16 protein-coding genes are annotated in these 20,882 nt (G+C 34.2%); 14 read left to right on the forward strand and 2 right to left on the reverse strand.

Annotation, left to right across the window (positions count from 1 at the left end):
- The first annotated feature begins 408 nt into the window (after positions 1–408).
- The 3 genes from KUA55_RS03445 to KUA55_RS03455 all read left to right on the forward strand — a co-directional run bounded on the left by KUA55_RS03445 (position 409) and on the right by KUA55_RS03455 (position 7,477).
- A complete protein-coding gene (locus tag KUA55_RS03445; RefSeq protein WP_218324767.1) occupies positions 409–5,214 on the forward strand; it encodes a SpaA isopeptide-forming pilin-related protein in 4,806 nt (1,601 codons plus the stop codon).
- 166 nt (positions 5,215–5,380) lie between these two features.
- The gene (gene allD, locus KUA55_RS03450; RefSeq protein WP_218324768.1) at positions 5,381–6,430 is read left to right on the forward strand and encodes an ureidoglycolate dehydrogenase; all 1,050 of its coding nucleotides are present in this window, start codon (positions 5,381–5,383) and stop codon (positions 6,428–6,430) included.
- A 120-nt stretch (positions 6,431–6,550) separates the two neighbouring features.
- Positions 6,551–7,477, forward strand: a complete 927-nt coding sequence (locus KUA55_RS03455; protein WP_218324769.1) for a carbon-nitrogen hydrolase family protein — start codon at positions 6,551–6,553, stop codon at positions 7,475–7,477.
- A 143-nt stretch (positions 7,478–7,620) separates the two neighbouring features.
- On the opposite strand, the gene KUA55_RS03460 is transcribed toward KUA55_RS03455, so the two are convergent.
- A complete protein-coding gene (locus KUA55_RS03460) occupies positions 7,621–8,691 on the reverse strand; it encodes an iron-containing alcohol dehydrogenase family protein (RefSeq protein WP_218324770.1) in 1,071 nt (356 codons plus the stop codon).
- Between the two features lie 639 nt (positions 8,692–9,330).
- Here KUA55_RS03460 and KUA55_RS03465 point away from each other — a divergent pair.
- A complete protein-coding gene (locus KUA55_RS03465; protein ID WP_218324771.1) occupies positions 9,331–10,230 on the forward strand; it encodes a diacylglycerol/lipid kinase family protein in 900 nt (299 codons plus the stop codon).
- A 593-nt stretch (positions 10,231–10,823) separates the two neighbouring features.
- Here KUA55_RS03465 and KUA55_RS03470 read toward each other — a convergent pair.
- A complete protein-coding gene (locus KUA55_RS03470; RefSeq protein WP_218324772.1) occupies positions 10,824–11,588 on the reverse strand; it encodes a DeoR/GlpR family DNA-binding transcription regulator in 765 nt (254 codons plus the stop codon).
- Between the two features lie 186 nt (positions 11,589–11,774).
- On the opposite strand from KUA55_RS03470, the gene ulaG reads away from it, so the two are divergent.
- The 10 genes from ulaG to KUA55_RS03520 all read left to right on the forward strand — a co-directional run bounded on the left by ulaG (position 11,775) and on the right by KUA55_RS03520 (position 20,865).
- Positions 11,775–12,842, forward strand: coding sequence for an L-ascorbate 6-phosphate lactonase (ulaG, locus tag KUA55_RS03475; RefSeq protein ID WP_218324773.1), 1,068 nt, complete (start codon positions 11,775–11,777; stop codon positions 12,840–12,842).
- A 17-nt stretch (positions 12,843–12,859) separates the two neighbouring features.
- Entirely contained in the window at positions 12,860–13,321 is a 462-nt protein-coding gene (locus tag KUA55_RS03480; protein ID WP_218324774.1) for a PTS sugar transporter subunit IIA, read from the forward strand.
- A gap of 12 nt (positions 13,322–13,333) precedes the next feature.
- Positions 13,334–14,821: a PTS ascorbate transporter subunit IIC gene (ulaA, locus tag KUA55_RS03485; protein WP_218324775.1), complete on the forward strand. Its 1,488-nt coding sequence runs from the start codon at positions 13,334–13,336 to the stop codon at positions 14,819–14,821.
- A 21-nt stretch (positions 14,822–14,842) separates the two neighbouring features.
- Positions 14,843–15,142 (forward strand): PTS sugar transporter subunit IIB, encoded by a 300-nt coding sequence (locus KUA55_RS03490; protein ID WP_218324776.1) that lies wholly within the window; start codon positions 14,843–14,845, stop codon positions 15,140–15,142.
- Between the two features lie 12 nt (positions 15,143–15,154).
- Positions 15,155–15,796 (forward strand): 3-keto-L-gulonate-6-phosphate decarboxylase UlaD, encoded by a 642-nt coding sequence (locus KUA55_RS03495; RefSeq protein WP_218324828.1) that lies wholly within the window; start codon positions 15,155–15,157, stop codon positions 15,794–15,796.
- Between the two features lies 1 nt (position 15,797).
- Positions 15,798–16,655: an L-ribulose-5-phosphate 3-epimerase gene (locus KUA55_RS03500; RefSeq protein WP_218324777.1), complete on the forward strand. Its 858-nt coding sequence runs from the start codon at positions 15,798–15,800 to the stop codon at positions 16,653–16,655.
- Positions 16,648–17,358 carry an L-ribulose-5-phosphate 4-epimerase gene (locus KUA55_RS03505; protein ID WP_218324778.1) on the forward strand — a complete coding sequence of 237 codons (711 nt, stop codon included), beginning with the start codon at positions 16,648–16,650 and terminating at the stop codon, positions 17,356–17,358. The genes KUA55_RS03500 and KUA55_RS03505 overlap by 8 nt, the downstream gene beginning before the upstream one ends.
- 673 nt (positions 17,359–18,031) lie before the next feature.
- A complete protein-coding gene (locus KUA55_RS03510) occupies positions 18,032–18,952 on the forward strand; it encodes a nucleoside hydrolase (protein ID WP_218324779.1) in 921 nt (306 codons plus the stop codon).
- Between the two features lie 21 nt (positions 18,953–18,973).
- Positions 18,974–20,380: a C4-dicarboxylate transporter DcuC gene (gene dcuC, locus KUA55_RS03515; RefSeq protein WP_218324780.1), complete on the forward strand. Its 1,407-nt coding sequence runs from the start codon at positions 18,974–18,976 to the stop codon at positions 20,378–20,380.
- A 5-nt stretch (positions 20,381–20,385) separates the two neighbouring features.
- On the forward strand, positions 20,386–20,865 hold the full coding sequence (locus KUA55_RS03520; RefSeq protein WP_246601361.1) for a GNAT family N-acetyltransferase: 480 nt from the start codon (positions 20,386–20,388) through the stop codon (positions 20,863–20,865).
- The last annotated feature ends 17 nt before the right edge of the window (positions 20,866–20,882 follow it).

The following is a 20,882-nucleotide window of genomic DNA, read 5'->3' on the forward strand; positions in this document are numbered from 1 at the left end:
TAGCTTAACAAGTAAAGATAAATAATTGGATTCAAATGACCTAGAAAAAATCTGAAAAACTGAATTTTTTTCTTTTTATACGGCCTATTTCCTAAATAATTATCAGAAAAAGCCTTGATAACAGAAAAAAATTTACTAAATATTGTGGAAATAGCTATTTATATATTGAGAATCATTTTTTTTTCTTGAATTATTTTATTGATTGAACTGAATTTTAATAATTAATGGACTTATTAAAAAAAATATTGGTGTAAATGATATAACAAACGATGCAAGCGGTTTCAAAAAAGATAACCCACAAATAAAAACAGTTATGATGGAATTTGAAGTTAATTATAATGTTTTTTATTTTGTTCTTATAAAAAACAAGTTTTTTTAAAATTTTTTTAAAGGAAAGGTGTCATTTTAATGAAAAAGAAATTATCTGTATTGTTTGTTGTGTCAATATTAATTTTACAAATTTTAATGCCAACAATTACTTATGCACAAGAAGCTTCAACCGCTACAACCAATTCAGAAAAAACATCTACAACTAGTGAGTTAGGAAAAGTGTCTTCTTCTATTTTAAGCTCGGAAGAAAATAAGACGACTGAAAGTTCTAAATCAACGGAGCAATCAAATGAGAATAAGCCGGTCACTCCTAAAAAAACCAAAGCAGCAATCAGTGATAATATTTTTACTTCTATTAAAATGTATAAAATTAATGGCGATGAAATTCAACCAACTGATACGATACCGAATATGTCAGGTATCAAGCTAACTATGAATTTTTCATTTGCCAATAAAAATTACCAAGCAGGGGATACATTTACTACACAGTTACCAACACAGTTAGCAATTGCAAAGGATTTATCTGGTGATTTTAGTCCAATGACTTCAGCAAAATGGTCCATTAGCGCTGCTACTAAAGAGTTAACGATTACTTTTTTAGAAGATAATGTCTCTTCAGAAAACTATGATCTAACGTTAGTGACTTCGTTAGAAAAAATATCTGGTGTCGATGAAGAAAGCCAAAAAATAGTTTTTGATACAACACCTCAACAGACCATTTATACGCTTGAAATGACTTCCAGTATTGATAAGGGAAAGACGACGACAACCATCACTTCAGATACTCTGAATCCAAAGACAGCACAGATCAATTCCGTTTTTAATTTAGATCGGACAGACAATACCAATCGTCGCTATCAAATCTATGTCAACAATAATACTAGTAAACTAAATTATGATGAAATTAAGGTCTATTCTAGTGATGTTGATTTTAATGGCACAATTGTTGGCAGTAAAACGCTGCTAAAACAAGATGAGGACTATCAAATTACTTACAAAGGCAATGATACCTCTCAAGCGACAGCTGATATTACTTTGTTAAAATCCATTGGAAAAAAAGCAATTGTTACAGAAGCTACTATTTCTGGGATTGATGGAAAAAATTATGTTGATGATGGTATTGCAGGGTATGAATACAATTATTTATATAACTATGCTTATACTTATGAAAATGAAACCCAAGTGAATTCTGCATTTGCTAGTAAAACTTTTGTCACTTTGCAGCCGTTACAAGCCAGTGGCAAAATTAATCAAGAAACAGGCATGATTGATTGGGAGATCAAATACAATTTCAATCAACAGCCGTTAACATCTACTTCTAAGCTAATAACAAACTTAGCAGATCAAGGTGTCGAGATGGTAGATGGATCACTAGATATTCAAAAAGTTGATTTGAATTATACTAGTGGCAATAGTTATGATGTTCAAGCAAAAGGTGATGGAAGTGGTGATTTTGACCAGTCAGCCAATACGGATGGGTCATTAACTTTAACGACTAAGGCTAACACTACGCAAGCGTATATCATAAAATATTCCACAAAAATAACTGATCCAACTGAACGAATTATTAAAAATAAAGTTACCAACGGAACAATAAATAAAGAAGTTCAAGTTAGTTTGATTCCCAATCTTTTAACAAAAGAAGCCGGAAAAATAGATATTTTCGACCGTACTATGGAATGGAGCATCACTGTGAATGCGGAGAAATATACTATGAAAAATCCCGTTGTTCACGATTACTTTATTGGCGCAGTAAAAGATTATTCAGGTGTAACAATCAGTAAGAAAATTTCAGAAACAGAATCAACACCTTTAGTTGAAGGTGTCGATTATAAAGTGACTAAGTTTGATGAAAATGGTTCTCCTGTTGGCGCACAGCCAAATGTGAATGGCGCACCAGATAGTTTTAATGGTGGTATAAGAATTGATTTTTTAGGTGACTATCAAAATCTAAAAGATACTTTGGTGATTACCATTAAAACTAAAATTGATTCTTCAGGTCAAAAAACTGAAGTAAAAAATAAAGCTACTTTGAATTATGGCGATGTTCCCGGTGTTGTTGAATATGAAGCTAAAGGAACTTTTACAGATCCTTATTACACAGGAGCAACAAAAATAGGCCAAACATCCAATCAAACATCAGAAAAATATTTATATCAAGATTGGTTAGTATTTTTAAACTCAAAAGGTTCAGATTTTAATCTAACGAAACTAGAAGATACTTTACCAGCAGGAACTGAGTTGGTTCCAGATTCTTTACGTTTTGAAGAAGTAACGAGTCAGTCGATGATTGAAAACATGGCTAACTATCTGTCGACAGACTATAAATTAGTACCAGAAGGTTCAGACGCGTATCCAACAAAAATCGATATTAAAGATAATCAAATGAACTTAGAGTTCGCCAACTTAGGCTCAAAACGGGTCTATGTAAAATATCGGACGAGAGTGAAAAAAGATTGGTATGTTTATCAAAAATTAGATAATGTTGCTAAGGTAACCTATGATGATAAAGCACCAATTGATTTAAAATATAGTGTTTATGCTTATAACTATCAGTCAGCGTTACAAAAAGCAGTTGCTAAAGATGCCACAAAAGAAAATGTTGCCAACTGGACAATTACAACTAAGAATATTTCCACTGATTTACCAGTTAATAATCCTGAAATTACAGATACCTTAACTCAGGGAACGACTAATGCAACTTATGATCCAACTTCTTTTGTCGTAACCGATACGGCAACTGGTGAAAAAATTGGTACCGAACATTACCGCTTGACCATAAGCGGGAATTCTTTCAAGATTAATTTCTTAGATTATCAGGCAGAAAGCAATATTCAAGTGACTTATAATACGGTCAGTGAATTTCCTGGTGCAGTAAAAAATCTTTCTCAAGTCAATTCAGCAAGTTATGGCGGCTTAGGAACGTATTATCGTCAAAGTACAGCAACCGTTAATTTAAGCTTTACTAGCGGAAGCGGCTCTGGAGTGATTAAGACTGATAATTTATCGGTACTAAAAGTCAATGATAAAGATGAACCTTTAGCTGGCGCAACTTTTGAAATCCTTAAAGCTGATGGAACAGAAACCGGCTTGAAGGCTGATACTGATGAAAATGGTGAGCTAACTTTTGAAGGACTACCATTAGATAATTACCTATTAAAAGAGACCAAAGCGCCAAACGGCTATGAAATTAATCCTGATTATCAAGAAGGTAAAGCAATTACCTTGACTGAAAAAATGGCTGCTATCAAAGTTGTCAATCAAGCGACTGTTCCTAATAGTGTCGAGTTAACTAAGGTCGATCAAATATCGAAAGAAGGATTGGCTGGGGCAAAATTCCAACTAGAAAAATCCGATGGAACAATTATTAGTTCTGATCATGAGACTGGTACTGACGGACGCTTCACTGTAAAAGACTTACCAATTGGTAAATATCAATTTATTGAAACACAGGCACCAGACGGATATAAATTAGATCAAACCCCAGTAACATTTGCCATCACCGAACGACAAGGACAAGTTGTTAATCTTGAAAAAGAAAATACTTTATTAACTGGTTCTGTCATATTAAATAAAGTTGATGAACAAACAAAAGAACCATTAAAAGGCGCCATTTTCCAACTGAAAAATAAGCAAGGGATAGTCTTAAAATCTGAATTAGCAACAGATGGCTCAGGACAGTTGAAAGTGGAGGACTTAGCTCCAGGGGATTATCAATTTATTGAAACGAAAGCACCAACTGGTTATCAACTAGATCAAAAAGAAGTTGAATTCACAATTGCTAAAGGACAAGATAAAACGATTGTTGTTGAGAAAACCAATATTAAAACCCCAGATCCAGGTACCATTACATTAACGAAAACTGATGAAGAAACTGGAGAAGCTTTGGCAGGGGCAACCTTTAAATTGCAAGACAGCGCAGGAAAAGATTTGCAAACCTATCTGGAACTGGTTACTGACAAATCTGGTAAAATTTCATTTGAAACACTACCGGCTGGAAGTTACCAGTTGATTGAAACAAAGGCACCAACTGGCTATCAAGAAGATAATAAACCTGTGAAATTTACTGTCACAGATCCATCAGAAACAATCGAGTTAGCTAAAACCAATAAAAAAGTAAATCAAGGTGTTATTTTAGAAAAAGTCGATGAATTAACGGGACAACCACTTTCTGGTGCAACATTTGTTTTACAGACACAAGAAGGTAAAACTATTAAAACCGAAAAAATGACTACCGATGATAATGGACGATTGGCAGTGGATGAATTACCACCTGGTAATTATCAATTTGTCGAAAAAGAAGCACCAAAAGGTTACGAACTTGATGAAAAACCAGTAACATTTACTATTAAGAGTAAGCAAGATCAAGCAGTGCAAGTGAAAAAGACCAATAAACAAATCTCTTCAAGTGTGCTTATGAAAAAAGTCGATAGTGTGACTGGTGAAGGATTAGCCAATGCTCAATTCACTTTGCAAGATCAAGCAGGAAAAACCATCAAAGAAAATTTAGTCAGCGATGAAGATGGTAAATTACTAATTGAAAAATTAGCTGTAGGAAAGTATCAATTGGTTGAAACGAAAGCACCGTTGGGTTACAAATTAGACAGTCAACCAATTGACTTTGAAATAACAACGAAAAAATTTGATATGATTAATCTGACAAAGGAAAATCAAAAAGAGCAACCAACCAAAAAAGATCCAGCCAATGACGATACATCCAAAAAATCATTATTAAGCAATACCTCTGCTATACAATCGGCTGGGAGGAACCACACGTATTTACCAAAAACAGGTAATAGTAGTTCACCAATTCTAATAGTGATTGGTACGATCATACTGTTGATATTAGCTGCTTTTACATTTTACAAAAAGAAATATAATTAAAGGAAAGTTCCTATCGCCATTCAGGTGATAGGAACTTTTTTGGTTAAAACAGACAATTAGCTTCAGTTTATTGTTCGTTTTAACCAATGATAGAATCTCAGAAAACGCTTACTATTAACTAGAAAAAGTTTATTTGTCTGAAAATAAAAAGGAACAGGTGAAGAAAATGCGCGTAACAAAAGAAGATTTACATCAATTAATCCAAAACAAAATTCATAAGGCAGGTTTGTCTGAAGATCAAGCAGCGATTGTTAGTGATGTTTTAACCTTTGCTGATGCAAGAGGGATTCATTCTCATGGTGCAATGCGAGTAGAATACTATTCAGAACGGATTGCTAAAGGTGGTATCACGCAAAATCCAAAATTTGAATTCAAAAAAACTGGTCCCAGTGTTGGCATTTTTGAAGGAGATAATGGTTCAGGTTTCGTTGCTGCTGAAAAAGCGATGGATCATGCTATCGAAATCGCGAAAGAAACCGGTATTGCTGTTGTTGGTATCAGAAATATTTCTCATAGTGGCGCACTAGCTTATTATGTAGAAAGAGCAGCTACTCATGATATGGTTGCATTGTCCATGTGTCAATCTGATCCAATGGTTGTACCTTTTGGCGGTAGTGAACCTTATTTTGGAACCAATCCGATTGCTTTTGCTGCACCGAGTAATGATGATAGAATTATTACTTTTGATATGGCTACAACAGTTCAAGCCTGGGGAAAAATCTTACATGCCCGTTCTCGTAAAGAATCTATTCCAGATTCATGGGCAGTTGATGAACAAGGAAATTCTACCACTGATTCAACTAAAGTGAATGCTTTGTTACCAATCGCTGGGCCAAAAGGTTACGGCTTAATGATGATGGTTGATATTTTATCTGGTGTGTTATTGGGCGTACCATTTGGTAAACATGTGTCTTCTATGTATCATGATCTTTCTAAAGGACGTGAATTAGGACAACTTCATGTAGTCATCAATCCTGAATATTTTGTTGGGTTAGATACATTTAAAAAATCAATTTCAACCATGTTAGATGAAATCAAAGAAATCGTACCAAGCGAAGGATTTAAAGAAGTCAATTATCCTGGTGAACGAGGCCGAATGCGGGAACAAAAATATGAAGAAAACGGAATCGAAATCGTTGATGATATTTATAATTATTTAGTTAGTGACGATATTCATTTTGATTATTACGATCACAAGAATAAATTTGCTGAATAAATCAGATCAAATGTACTTATATCTATTTAATAGGTATAGGTACATTTTTTTATTTTATATTGATTTTGTTGACAATAATAATGATAGAATAAATGTAATATAATCTAAGGAGGCATTACCATGATTGATTTTGAAAAAAGTAAATGTAAAGTTGCCGTTGTTCAAGCAGCTCCTGTTCTATTTGATAAAGAAAAAACGATTGATAAGACGATTGCTTTAATAGAAGATGCCAGTCAAAAGTCTGCCGATTTAATTGTTTTCCCTGAAGCCTTTATTCCTTGCTATCCCAGAGGTTTTTCATATGGATTTGTTGTAGGCAGTCGAACAATGGAAGGTCGGCAAGATTGGAAATTACTTTATGACAATTCAGTCGTAGTTCCCAGTAAAGATACCGATCGAATTGCAAGTGCAGCCAAAGAATCGAATGCCTATGTTGCCATCGGTATTAATGAAAGAGATGAAAAAAATTGTACTTTGTATTGTACCTTTATTATTTTTAGTCCAGAAGGCAAAATTGTGTCGAAACACCGCAAACTAAAACCGACTGGTACAGAACGTTGTATCTGGGGTGACGGAAATGAAGGGGCAATTTCGACTGTGGATACAGTATTTGGCACAATGGGTGGATTAATTTGTTGGGAAAACTATATGCCATTAGCTAGGGCTGCTTTATATCAAAAGGGCGTTTCGATTTATTTGGCACCGACAGCCGATAATCGTGAAGAATGGCAACATACGATGCAACATATTGCAATGGAGGGACGCTGTTTTGTGATTGGTTGTAATCAACATGTGACAAAATCTCAGTATCCAGAAGGCTTGCATTCTCAAAATGAATTAGCTGCATTACCTGAAGATTTGTGTCCAGGAGGTAGCTGTATTGTCAGTCCTTTTGGGAAGTATTTAGTTGAACCAGTTTGGAATAAAGAGACCATTATTTATCAAGAATTAGACATGGAACAAGTACCGTTAAGTCGAATGGATTTTGATCCGACTGGGCATTATTCACGGCCGGATGTATTTCATTTAGAAGTAAATAATAACTAATTAAGTAACAATCATTTGTTCCCAGTCAATTGACAAGATTATATTAAAAACTAAAGCTATAAATTGGCGTGATAATACCAATTTATAGCTTTTTTTATCAGAGAAATATTCTCAGAAATTTTTAATTGATTGGATTGAAAAATTTATGATAGTTGATAAGCTTCAACATCAAAGATTGCTTGTTTAAACATATCCTGTGTAATCTCATAAGGAACATGAACGATATCATTCGTGGACATCGCCTTATCGATAATAGCGGTCAAGTCGGTTGTATTATTTAGTCCCATTTCGGTTAGTGAAACTGGAAGTTTATTTTCTTTCATGAAGCGATAAACTCGTTCAAAAAGAGCGTCTTGCTGATCCATTTTTAACAAGGCTAAAACACCGTAACTTACAGAAGCCCCATGTAAATAATCTTCCATTTTTTTAAGAACTGTTGTGCCATAATAAAAAGAATGAGCCATCGCAGAGTTATAGTCATTGATTACTAATACTGAAACTAAACCAGTAGTAACAATAATATCGGCAACCACTTGTTCAATAGCAAAAGATGGAATCCCTGCAGAACTGTCTTTTAAGGCCTGTGTACCATATTCCAACAGACGATCAGTACACATTTTTCCAATTTGAATACCTAATCCGTCGGTGTAATCTAGTTGGTCTCCACGAGCAGAGAAAGTTGATTCAATTTCTTTAGAAAGTGCATCTCCAACGCCAGCCCACAAATATTTATCTGGTGCCTTGGCGATAATAGCAGTATCGATAAATGTATGCGTAGGTGGTTTAGATGGGAAAAAGAGACCTTGCATTTCACCTTCTTCGGTATACATCACACAGACTGCAGTTACTGGTGAACAATTTGAACCAATTGTAGGAAAAGTGAAAACCGGTTTTCCCATTTTCTCAGCAACTACTTTGACTGTATCACAAACGCGGCCGCCTCCTACTGCAAAAAGAATATCTGCCTTTTGGACATCAGCATCATTCACTAATTTTTCGACATTTTCATAAGTGGAGTTACCACCGTACCAAAGGGTATTAGTGACTTCGATTTCTTGTGATAGTGCTTCTTTAATTTTTGTTTCGGCTTTTTCTAATGCTGTTTCGCCACCAATTATAACTGCTTTGCTACCGTATTCTTTTACGATATCTGTGATTTGCTCATAAGCATCGACACCAATTGTATAGTTAGGTAAAAAGACTGTTTGACTCATATTATTTTCCTTCTTTCTTAATCAGTTGATTTGTTAAATATAGTAGAGATAGTCAAAATCATGACAAATGTTATTTTTTAAATGTTGAAATTGAGTATAAAAAAAACATTCCATAAAAGAAGTTCTGCCTTCTTTTAAATGCAATGTGAATAGGGACTTTTTGATTAGATTCTCAAAAAAGTCCCAGCTATAATAATAAAATAATAATTGCCATCTGATTTTTTTCCATCATTGTCTTCACCTACTATTTTTTTGAATTTTCGGAATATTGTATCAATATTTCTTTACAGTTTACAAAATAGATATCTCTTTGTCAATCTAAAAATGGAATTTTAGTTAAAATAAGTTTAAAAAAATATGAGATTGTGGACTGGAGGTGAGGGATCAATGGCTGATTTTGTGAATTCAATTTTGATTTTCTGAGATTAGAATGGAGTACAATATTTACCTAAGTAATGGAAGAAAGAAGATGTTAAAAAGATATCAATAGCATTTTTTAAATAATATAGAAAAATTTTCTGATGATTGATGTTTTATAGGAAAGATATACAACTAAATTTGATAATCTTATGTACAGATGAAAGGTTATTATTCCTGCTATACTAAATAGATAAATAGCAAGAAAGGAGCAGTCCGATAATGAAAAAAGCAGTATTGATTGTAAATCCTAGTTCTGGTAATGAGGAAGCTCAAGAATACGAGAAATTGGTCAAGGAAAAACTGACGGATATATTTGATGAAGTAGAGGTACAGCATACAGGAGACACTGGAGATGCAACTAAATTTGCGAACCAAGCAGTGACAGATAAAGTAGACAGTGTTTTTGCTATGGGTGGTGACGGAACAGTTAATGAGGTGATCAGTGGTTTAGCAGAACAAGAACACCGACCGAAGTTTGGTTTCTTTCCATTAGGTACAGTAAATGATTTGGCTCGCTCGCTGAATATCTCAATGGAACCAGAAGAAGCGGTTGCTGAATTGGATTTGGATCGTCGGATAGCTTTAGACATTGGAAAAGTCAACGAAGATTATTTTATGAATATTGTTGCAGTCGGTGGAATTCCTGAAGCTATCAGTGACGTGGAGGTTGAAGAAAAAACTAAGTTTGGTAAATTAGCTTATTTTACTTCTGGTTTCAAGCAAGTGTTAAAAGATGAAAGTTATCATTTTGAGTTAGAAATCGAGGGTGAAAAAAGAAAAATTGAAAGTAGCGCTGTCGTCATCGCGCTAACTCAAACTATCGGTGGCTACGGTCACATTGTGCCAGAAGCCAGACCTGATGATGGCAAAATGTATCTGATATATCTTAAGAATCAAAATGTGCTCGATATGGTAAAAAGTGTGCCAGATATTATAAAGGGAATCGATCATTCGACAGATTACATTGGTTATCAACCTTTCATTGAAGGCAGTTTATCAGTTAAAGAAGAGGTTGATTTGCATTCTAGTGTAGATGGTGATGAAGGTCCAGGGTTACCATTGCGTTTTAAAATTCTACCACAACATTTGGAGGTTTACGTTGGACCTCAAAAGAAATAAAGTATATTGAACATGATTGGAAATCTAAAAATAGATTCTATATGTAGATATTGATAAAAAACTTTAGATATTTATTATTTAAGCTTTCATACCATACTATTTATTCAATTAGATGGTGATATTTCCAGTGTGTCATGAGCCACAATTTATAAGCTGCTTAACACCTTTGATTCCAGATGTTAAACAGCTTAATTGATTATCAATCCTTCATACGCTTTTTTGCTTTTTTTTGCCATTTGTTCATAATTTCTAGTATGTCACTATGAATAATAAAAATACGTTTAAAAGTGGCAATAGTTGCCTGGTCAACAATGTACAATTTACTATCTAAGTCTCTGAGGAAGGCTCGATGAATATTTACGTTCTCTTTTTAAAATTTTAGTTATTCCATTAAATTGAAGAAATTTCTTGTTTTCCCATGCCGGTATATACTGATAACCTAGAGAATACATCATGCTTGAGATTATCATCGAATAATTTTTCATTTGTATTCGCCTTTAATTTTACAAAAAGAAAAAGCTGCAATTGCATTTATAAACGAGATCTTGTCCACAGTCAAACGCGAGGAAAAACCTCGCGTTTTTTTATGTTGGCTATTGTACTTTTATTACTTTTAATCCAGCCTTTTCGATTTGAGTAATTAATTTTGGTGGACAATACCGATCGGTGATTAAACAATCAAAGACAGAAAGATCAGCGATTTTGAATTTGGAAGTTAACCCGACTTTTCGATGATCCGCAACGAGTATTTTATATTTAACGGTTTGTTTAATCATGAGTTCGTTGATCTTTGCTTCATTTAAAATTTTGGTAGTAACGCCATTTACTATATCAACACCACTACAGCCAATAATACAAATATCTGCATTAGTGGAAGTGATTGTATCTATCGCGATATCACCCACTAAGACTTCTTTTGGAAAACGTAATTCTCCTCCAGTTAAAATGTAATTATAGTTTGCATTGTGAGGTAAGTGAGCAATTTTCAAATTATTGGTGACAATAGTTAAATGTTTGGCTTTTAAGTAATTCACAGTATTTAAAGCAGTGGAACTTGAATTAATAAAGACAGTATCGTAATCGCTTACATAAGTACTGGCAATTCTTGCGATAGATTGCTTGATTAATTCAGGACCAGATGCATCGAAATTTTTTTGATTGTCATAATTAAAAATGCAGTAACCATATTTACGTTGAATATCATTTTTCTCTTCTAGAATATTCAGGTCCCGACGAATGGTACTAATCGATACCCCTAACGAGTTTGCTAACTCTTGTGTAGTCATCCGTTCATGTTGTTCTAAAATATTCAAAATATTTTTGTGACGTTGTTCAATAGTGGCAATGGAATTTTTCACTGAGGTTCCTCCTTTAAAATTTTTTATTTATATCTCATATGAACAAGTATACAACAAAAAAAGATTAATTAATCCAAAAAAATCATATAATGTTCTAACGGTCATAAAAAAGGGTTTTCATAATGATTTTTTGAATATATGATTGTAAATGTAAAGAACAAATAAATCATTTAAGGAGATTCAATTATGGCGAATACGGTAGATAATATTTCAAAAGAAGATTGGATTTTGAATACCTTCCCAGAATGGGGGACTTATTTAAACGAAGAAATTGAGGAAACTGAAGTAAAGGATGGGACTGTTTCAATGTGGTGGCTTGGATGCACAGGTATCTGGCTGAAATCTGCTGCTGGAACAAATATTTTGTGTGATTTATGGTGTGGTACAGGTAAACGTAGCCATGGAAATGGTCAAATGAAAAAAGGTCATCAAATGATGCGAATGAGTGGTGTTCAAAAAATGCAACCTAATTTACGTACACAGCCATTTGTAATTGATCCTTTTGAGATCAAAAAGGTGGATGCATTAGTTGTTACTCATATTCATTCAGACCATTTAGATATTAATACTGCGGCGGCGGTCCATCAAAACTGCCCAACAGCAAAATTTATTGGGCCAAAAGAAGTGGTAGCTACTTGGTTGAAGTGGGGGATCCCTGAAGAAAAAACTATCATTGTTAAACCAGGAGATGAAGTACAGGTTAAAGATATTAAAATAGTTGCTTTAGAAGCATTTGATCGTACTGCTTTGGTAACTTGTGAAGATCCTGCTGTATCTTTGAAAGGGAAATTACCTCAAGATATGGATCAAATCGCAGTAAATTATCTATTTGAAACTTCTGGTGGAAATATTTATCATGCAGGTGATTCTCATTATTCTAATATGTTTGCTAAGCATGGAAATGAACATACAATTGATGTTTGTTTAGGAGCTTACGGAGAAAATCCACGAGGGATTACTGACAAAGTTACCTCTGTCGATATGCTTCGAATGGCGGAATCATTAAATGCTAAAGTTGTTATCCCTGTTCATTACGATATTTGGGCGAATTTTATGGCGGACCCAAAAGAGATCACTGAATTGTGGCAGTTTAAAAAGGATCGTTTGAAATATCAGTTTAAACCTTTCATTTGGCAAGTAGGCGGGAAATTTACTTATCCAACAGATAAAGACGATTTGGAATTTAACTTTTATCGTGGATTTGATGATGCTTTTTCTATCGAAAATGATACGCCATTCCCATCATTCTTATAAGAAAAGAGGGTATTAAAATGCTTAAATATTTTTTTGAAAATGAGTTAGTAAGTTATTCAGAAAAAACAATTACTGATTGGCGAGAGGCAATTAGTGAGAGTTGTCAACAATTACTAAATAAGGGAATAATTAATCAAACATATATTGATGAAATTATCACATGTGTTGAAAAACACGGTCCATATATTGTTATTGTACCGCAAGTAGCAATGCCTCATTCTTCTGATAAAAGTGAAGGGATTTTTGGTACAGCGATAGCTTTTACAAAATTTAAATCACCAATTGTGTTTGAAAGTGATGATGAAGAAGAAAAATCAGCCAGTCTCTTTTTCACATTAGCCGCTAAAAACTCGGAAGAACATATGGAAAATATTCAGAACTTGTCTGAATTATTGATGACAGAAGGATTAATTGATCAACTAGTCGCTAGTGAGTCTATCGAAGAATATCAACGTATAATGAAAGAATTTAATATCTAGGGGGAGATATGAATGGGTGATTTTTTACTAAAAATTTGGACATATTTTGCTACTAACATTCTGACGCAACCAGCCTATTTAATTGGTTTTATAGTTTTGCTAGGCTATATCTTACTGCGTAGACCTTTTTATGAGTGTTTGGCTGGTTTTTTAAAGGCTACTGTAGGTTATTTTATTTTATCTGTAGGTTCTGGTGGATTGGTTAATAATTTCCGACCGATCCTAGTAGGACTGAAAGATCGATTTAATCTAGACGCGATGGTTACCGATCCTTATTTTGGTCAAAATGCTGTTGATGCTGGTTTAATGAAAACATTTGGTCGTACATTTGGTGACGTGATGATTTTATTGCTAATTGCTTTTATTATGAATATTTTATTGGTACGTTTCCAGAAATTTACAAAGTTAAGAGCAGTATTTACTACCGGAAACGTTCAAATTCAACAGGCGGCTACCGCATTTTGGATTTTACTATTTTGTTTCCCTAATTTAGGACGAATAGAAGTTTTGGTTTTTATGGGGCTAATTCTAGGATGTTATTGGGCGGTGGCCTCTAACTTAACTGTGGGAATTACACAAGAATTGACCGAAGGGGCTGGTTTTGCAGTAGCCCATCAACAAATGTTTGGCATATTTATTTTTGCTAAGTTGGCAGAATTCATGAAGAAACGTGATAGAAAGAATCATCGGTCAGAAAAAGCTGATAAAAAATTAGAGGATATGGAATTGCCAGGTTTCTTATCAATTTTCAATGAGAACATGGTCGCTACTTCTTTATTAATGTTATTTTTCTTTGGCATTATTTTATTAGTGTTAGGTCAGGATTATTTAGTTCAAGCAGGATTTATGGAACAGGGACAAAGTTTTCTATTTTACATTATGACGACCTCTTTGAACTTTGCAGTGTACCTAGCTATTTTACAACTGGGTGTTCGTACTTTCGTTGATGAATTAACACAATCGTTCCAAGGAATCTCCAATACAATTCTACCAGGAGCGGTTCCCGGGATTGATGTAGCTGCTACTTTTGGATTTGGTTCGCCCAATGCTGTAACAGTTGGTTTCTTATTTGGTGCGTTAGGTCAGTTTGTGATGATTGGTTTATTAATTTTATTTAAATCACCAACAATTGTCATTGCTGGTTTCATTCCGTTGTTCTTTGATAATGCTGTAATTGCTGTTTTTGCAAATAATCGTGGCGGATTTAAAGCTGCATGTATTTTCCCATTTATTTCAGGATTAATTCAAGTAGGAGGATCTGCTTTATTCGCTACATGGATTGGTTTGTCTAAATTTGGCGGTTATATTGGAATGTTTGACTGGGCAACTGTTTGGCCAGTAATGACTGTAGTGATGAAAGTTTTAGGTTATGTAGGTGTAGCCGTCGTGGTAATTGGATTGTTGATTATTCCTCAATTACAGTATCGGAAAAATCCAGAAGGCTATTTTATGATTGTAGATGATTATGAAGAGTATGCAGAAAAATTTCAAAACAATTAATTACTTTAAGGAGGATTTATAATGAGAATTTTAGTATCTTGTGCAAATGGATCTGGAACTAGTTTAATGATGATGAGAAGTGTAGAAAAAGCGATGAAAGATTTGGATGTAACTATAACAAAAATTCATCACTGTGCAATTTCGGAAGGTAAAAGCTCAGCAGGTCAATATGATGTTGTTTTCACTCCTATGAATTTTTTAAGTATGTTTGCTCAAGCGCAAAAAAAAGGAACTACAGTGATAGGTATCAAAAATGTTATGTCAGCAAAGGAAATTGGCGAGAAATTTGCTGAGTCTGAAATTTATCAAAAAATGAAATAAAAGGGGTTTAATATAGTGAGACCAAAATTGCAAATTGCTCTGGATCATAATGATTTAGAAACTGCTTTGGCTGATATCGTCAAAGTTGGTGATGTTGTCGATATCATTGAGGTAGGAACAATATTATGTTTACAAGAGGGCCATCGTGCCATTAGTTGTATCCGTAGCCTATTTCCTGAAAAAATAATTATTGCTGATACTAAATGCGCCGATGCAGGAGGAACAGTCGCTAAGAACGTCGCTGTTGCAGGAGCAGATTTTATGACTGTTATTTGTTGCGCTACTTTACCAACAATGGCAGCTGCTAAGGAAGAAATTAAAGAACTTCAAGTGGAACTATATGGGGATTGGACATTTGAACAAGCACAGCAATGGTTAGATTTAGGAATCACGCAGGCAATCTATCATCAAAGTCGTGATGCTTTATTATCAGGTGAAACTTGGGGTGAAAAAGATTTAACAAAAGTAAAAAAATTAATTGATATGGGATTCAATGTATCAGTTACTGGTGGGTTGACGGTTGAAACATTGAAATTATTTGAAGGTTTGGCAGTCTATAATTTTATTACAGGTCGTGGGATTTCAGCGGCACCTGATCCAGTCAAAGCTGCTGAAGCCTTTAAAGCTGAGATTATACGAATTTGGGGTGAGTAAGTTGACTCAAATTGGGATATATGAAAAAGCTTTGCCAAAGGATATTTCATGGTCAGAAAGATTTTCGTTAGTTAAGGAATTAGGATTTGATTTTATTGAAATGTCAATTGATGAAACAGATGAGCGATTGGCTAGATTAGACTGGTCAACAAAAGAAATAAAAGAACTGAGAGAAGCGATGTTTAGTTCTGGCGTAAGAATTCATTCAATTTGTTTAAGTGGTCATCGTAGGTTTCCTTTTGGTTCTAGTCAAGTTGAAGTGCGTAAAAAAGCCATCGAAATAATAGATCAGGCGATTAAACTGGCTGATCAATTGAGCATTAAAGTGATCCAAATTGCAGGCTACGATGTTTACTATGAGGACAAGTCAATGAGTTCTAGAGAAGCATTTATTACTGGTTTAAAAGAAAGTGTTCGCAAAGCTGCACAGTATGGTGTTATTTTGTCAATCGAGATTATGGACGATCCATTTTTAAATTCAATTACTAAGTTTATTGAAATAAAAAAACAAATTCATTCGCCATATCTTCAAGTTTATCCGGATTTGGGAAATTTATCTGCTTGGCCGGAGAATAATCCTGCTTATGAATTAGAGTCAGGTATTGACTATATAACATCAGTCCATTTAAAAGATACCTATTCAGTTACTAAAGATTTTCCGGGTCAATTTAGAGATGTTCCTTTCGGTGAAGGGTGTGTTGATTTTTTAGGTCTCCTAAAGACATTAAACAGGTTGGATTTTCCTGGTCCATTCTTGATTGAAATGTGGAGTGAAAATAGTTCAAACTATCAACAAGAAATTCAGTCAGCAAAAACGTATTTGTATCCGAAGTTATTGGAGGCGGGTTACGATGTTTAAAGAAGTCATTGAAGAAATGAAACAGCGAGTTTATCAAGCCAATATGCAGTTGCCGCAATTAGGATTAGTGAAGTTAACTTGGGGAAATGTTAGTGAGATTAACCGTGAAGCTGGCGTCATTGTCATTAAACCAAGTGGTGTAAATTATAAAGATATGACACCTGAAAAAATGGTGGTCACAGATTTAAAGGGAAACGTTGTTGAAGGAGAAAAATTAAGACCCTCATCAGACTTAGCTACACATGTTGTATTGTATGAACAAATGCCAGATGTTCAAGCAATTGTTCATACACATTCCACCAACGCGGTGATGTGGGCACAAGCTGGTCGCGATCTGCCTTCCTATGGAACGACCCATGCTGATGCATTTTTTGGGTCAGTACCTTGTACACGACAGCTGACCAATGAAGAGGTAATCAATCAATATGAAGAAAACACAGGGAAAGTGATCGTAGAAACTTTTCGTGAACGAAATATTCAACCCACAGAGGTTCCAGGAGTACTCGTTTATGGTCATGGGCCTTTTACTTGGGGAGATACCCCCAAAAAAGCAGTGGAAAATAGCTTGATTCTTGATGAAATTTGTGTGATGGCTAGAGAGACTGAACAAATCAATCATAAAATCTCTGCAATTCCACAATATTTATTGAATAAACATTATTTTCGCAAACACGGAGATACAGCCTATTATGGGCAAAGTTAAATAAAATGCGGTAGACAAAATTTTTATTTTTGCTTCAGCTTGTAGACGAAGAAGGTTCCACACTCAAAAAATCGAGTGTGGAATTTTTTTATTTGAATGATTTTGAAGTTGCGTGACTAACTATTTCTAATTCATTACAGGTAAATTCAAACTTCGTTTGCATTGCCCTTTCTTATAATCTTGATGCGTTCTTTGAGATCAGTAATAAAAAGCGAGAGTTAAGAAGAAATATGTAAGATTTCTTTTGGGATTAAAATGGTTACTTAGAAATTTTGAAGATATTAAAACATTTTTCTTTTTGCTAAAAGAATGACTGATTTTGAAAAGGGTACGCTACGAAAATTTTTACTCATTTTAATATTTGTTAGAGGTTGGCAATCAGATAAATTCATACATAAGAAAACAATTTAGAAGGCCATAGTTGATATAAGATGTCTTCAGGTGATAATTAGAAGTTCGTAAGGGTGGTAAGAATTTTCATAATTGATTGTTTAACATTATTTCTAGTCTTCTAAGAACTAGACTAGAATTCTTTGTCTAAAGTATATGACCATTTTTTCATGATGTCGCTAAATATAAAGTTGTATTTTTTAATATAACGTTGACTTAAATAATACAATGTTGTATTATCGTTTTGGAAACGTTTCAATACAATAGAGAAAGAGTGATTATTATGAATAAAAAATCCGTAATTATCAGTACAGACCCAGGAATTGATGATGCTGTTGCAATCGCATTGGCACTTTTTAGTGAACAATTAGAAGTAAAGTTAATTTGTCCTATTTTTGGAAATGTAAGTTTAGAGAACACAAAATTAAATACTGAAAAATTACTTACGCTTTACAAAAAATCCCCCCGCATTGTATTAGGTAGTCACAAACCGTTATTAAGAAAATCAATTAATGCTAGCAATGTTCACGGAAAGTCTGGAATGGATGGTTATTCTTTTACTGCTTCAAATATTTTAGTAGATGAAACTATAACTGCGGCAGCAGCTATGCATGAAGTCGTTAATCAGTCAGATGATAAAACGACAATTATTGGGATTGGCCCATTGACAGATATTGCATTGTATATTCATTTATATCCACAAGATTTTAAGAAAATTGAAAAAATTGTTGTTATGGGTGGAAGTTTAGGTCGAGGAAATTACGGTGTTTTATCTGAATTTAATTTTGCAGCTGATCCCGAAGCTGCCAAAATAGTTTTTGATAGCGGTATCCCAATTCAAGTAGCACCTATGGAAGTTGGTCGTCAAGCCAAGGTGATGCCTGAAGTATCTGAAAAGATAAAAAAACTTGGTGCAATAGGTGATATGTTCTATCAATTATTTTCAAAATATCGAGGCGGTAGTTTTGCCACAGGATTGAGCATGTACGATGCTTTAGCAATCGGATTGGTTTTAAATCCAACGATGTTTGATATTGTTTCAACAAGAGTGGAAATAGAAACAACTGGTTTGTTAACTGCCGGAGCTTCATTGATTGACCTTAAGGGTTATCTTGATCTTCCTGCAAATGCCGAAGTAGCTGTCAGTGTAGATCCAAAACAATTTGAAGAGTGGTTTATCGAGGCTATTGCTAAAACTATATAAAGAAAGAGTGGTTGAAATAGTATGAATGTTTTATTAACTTGTATTGTTGGTATATTAGCAGTTGGAATTCTTGTTTATATGTTATTGAAGAAAAATGATATTAAGATGACCCTATTATTTTTAGGTGTTGTTCTTATGTATATTGCACTTTTAATGGGCAGAAAACTTGAAGTAAGTGATCCTACAGGTGCATTATTACTCGATCCGTTCCAAGTAATTGTTGATCAATTTACAAATACATTGGTTGGACCTGGTTTTGTTATATTAATTTTAGGTGGATACAGTGCCTATATGAATCATATTGGTGCTAACAAAGTAACTGTACAAGCATTGACCAAACCAATCGCAAAAATTAAATCAATCTATATTTTGATTCCAATAGTTTTTTTAATTGGTAATTTGTTGTCTCTTGTTATTCCAAGTGCTTCTAATTTAGCTATTATATTGTTAGCAACACTTTATCCAGTTTTGCGTACAGCAGGTATGTCTCGCCTCAGCGCCGCGGCGATTATTGGAACTTCGGCTACTATTGTCCCAACACCTTTAGGTTCCGACAATGTGGCAATTGCCTCTTTGCTAAATGTAAACGTTACAGACTATGTTTTTAAAAGCCATGCACTCGTTTCAATTCCTACTTTACTAGCGATCGCTATTGTTCATTATTTTTGGCAGAAGCATGAGGATACTAAGCAGCATGAAACATTGAGTTATGAAGAGGAAATAGCTGAAAATGATGGAAGTGAAGCAAAGGTGGATACCGAAACTTCTTATTCAGGATTACAAGCATTTGTTTATGGTACATTACCTCTTCTTCCTATTATTTTATTGTTGATTGTCTTTGTTTTGAATATATTCCTTGGAACTACTTTAAATATCAGTGTTCAAGTTGTTAGTTTGATCAGTTTTATCATTGCCGTTTTAGTTGAATTTGCGACTCATCATTCGATTAGTTCTGTATTAAAAGAAACAAGTTACTTTTTTGACGGTATGGGAAGTGTCATGAGTATTGTCGCCTTATTAGTTTCTGCGCAGGTATTTGTTCAAGGACTTACTTCTATAGGGATTATCGAATTAGTTCAAAAAACGATGGAAAATATTAATGGTGCAGGTATTCTTCTTCCAGTTATTATGGTTGTTTTCACAGCAGTTATTGTATTATTAAGTGGAAGTGGGACAGCATTACTTTTTGCCATGATTCCTTTGATGATTCCGCTTTCTAAAGCTGCAGGCATAGATCCGATTGCTTTATCAATCCCTATGCAACTTTCTGGGAATTTACTAAGAGCTGTGTCACCAGTTGCAGCTGTTGTCCTAATTGTTGCTGGTACAACGAAACTATCTCCTATGCAAATCGTTCGTAGAACATCTGTGCCAATGATATTTGGGGTTGTCCTTTCACTAGTCTTATCGCTAATACTATTTCAATAGTTGGTATGAATTATCTTAAACGAATTGCTGTCTCTAGTGACTATTCAAATATTCTAAAATTAATCAATAACGGAAAAGAACAGATGAAATCTGCTGGAATTACTCAATGGAATGATTCCTATCCCAGTAAGGAAATTATTTGGCAAGACATCATTAAAAAGGAATTGAGACTTTATGGAGATCATTACGAGGCTAGTGTGACTGTTTCAAAACATGAGCGTACTATCTTTATTCAACGGTTAGTCGTTCATTCTCAGCATCAACGAAGTGGCATTGCGCGATTTATTCTGACCGATATTATTAGACAAGAAAAGGTAAATTCCGAGGTTGATCAACTTAAAATAAGTACGAACCATTCGAATATTCCTGTTCAAAAACTTTTGACTAGTCTCAATTTTATTCCTTGCAGAAAATACCTCATACCTAATCGTGAACAATTTGGAGACTTTATTGAATTTATTTATCCGCTAAGAATTTTCAAATAAAGATTATGATACAATGT

Origin of the sequence: Enterococcus alishanensis, from assembly GCF_019218635.1 — a bacterium.
Taxonomy (GTDB): Bacteria; Bacillota; Bacilli; order Lactobacillales; family Enterococcaceae; genus Enterococcus_A; species Enterococcus_A alishanensis.

Coding starts and splice junctions, on each gene's coding strand:
- KUA55_RS03505 (WP_218324778.1), top strand. CDS start 16,648: ATGTTTAAAGAAGTCATTGAAGAAATGAAACAGCGAGTTTATCAAGCC.
- KUA55_RS03465 (WP_218324771.1), top strand. CDS start 9,331: ATGAAAAAAGCAGTATTGATTGTAAATCCTAGTTCTGGTAATGAGGAA.
- dcuC (WP_218324780.1), top strand. CDS start 18,974: ATGAATGTTTTATTAACTTGTATTGTTGGTATATTAGCAGTTGGAATT.
- KUA55_RS03480 (WP_218324774.1), top strand. CDS start 12,860: ATGCTTAAATATTTTTTTGAAAATGAGTTAGTAAGTTATTCAGAAAAA.
- KUA55_RS03490 (WP_218324776.1), top strand. CDS start 14,843: ATGAGAATTTTAGTATCTTGTGCAAATGGATCTGGAACTAGTTTAATG.
- ulaA (WP_218324775.1), top strand. CDS start 13,334: ATGGGTGATTTTTTACTAAAAATTTGGACATATTTTGCTACTAACATT.
- ulaG (WP_218324773.1), top strand. CDS start 11,775: ATGGCGAATACGGTAGATAATATTTCAAAAGAAGATTGGATTTTGAAT.
- KUA55_RS03445 (WP_218324767.1), top strand. CDS start 409: ATGAAAAAGAAATTATCTGTATTGTTTGTTGTGTCAATATTAATTTTA.
- KUA55_RS03460 (WP_218324770.1), bottom strand. CDS start 8,691: ATGAGTCAAACAGTCTTTTTACCTAACTATACAATTGGTGTCGATGCT.
- allD (WP_218324768.1), top strand. CDS start 5,381: ATGCGCGTAACAAAAGAAGATTTACATCAATTAATCCAAAACAAAATT.
- KUA55_RS03455 (WP_218324769.1), top strand. CDS start 6,551: ATGATTGATTTTGAAAAAAGTAAATGTAAAGTTGCCGTTGTTCAAGCA.
- KUA55_RS03510 (WP_218324779.1), top strand. CDS start 18,032: ATGAATAAAAAATCCGTAATTATCAGTACAGACCCAGGAATTGATGAT.
- KUA55_RS03520 (WP_246601361.1), top strand. CDS start 20,386: ATGAATTATCTTAAACGAATTGCTGTCTCTAGTGACTATTCAAATATT.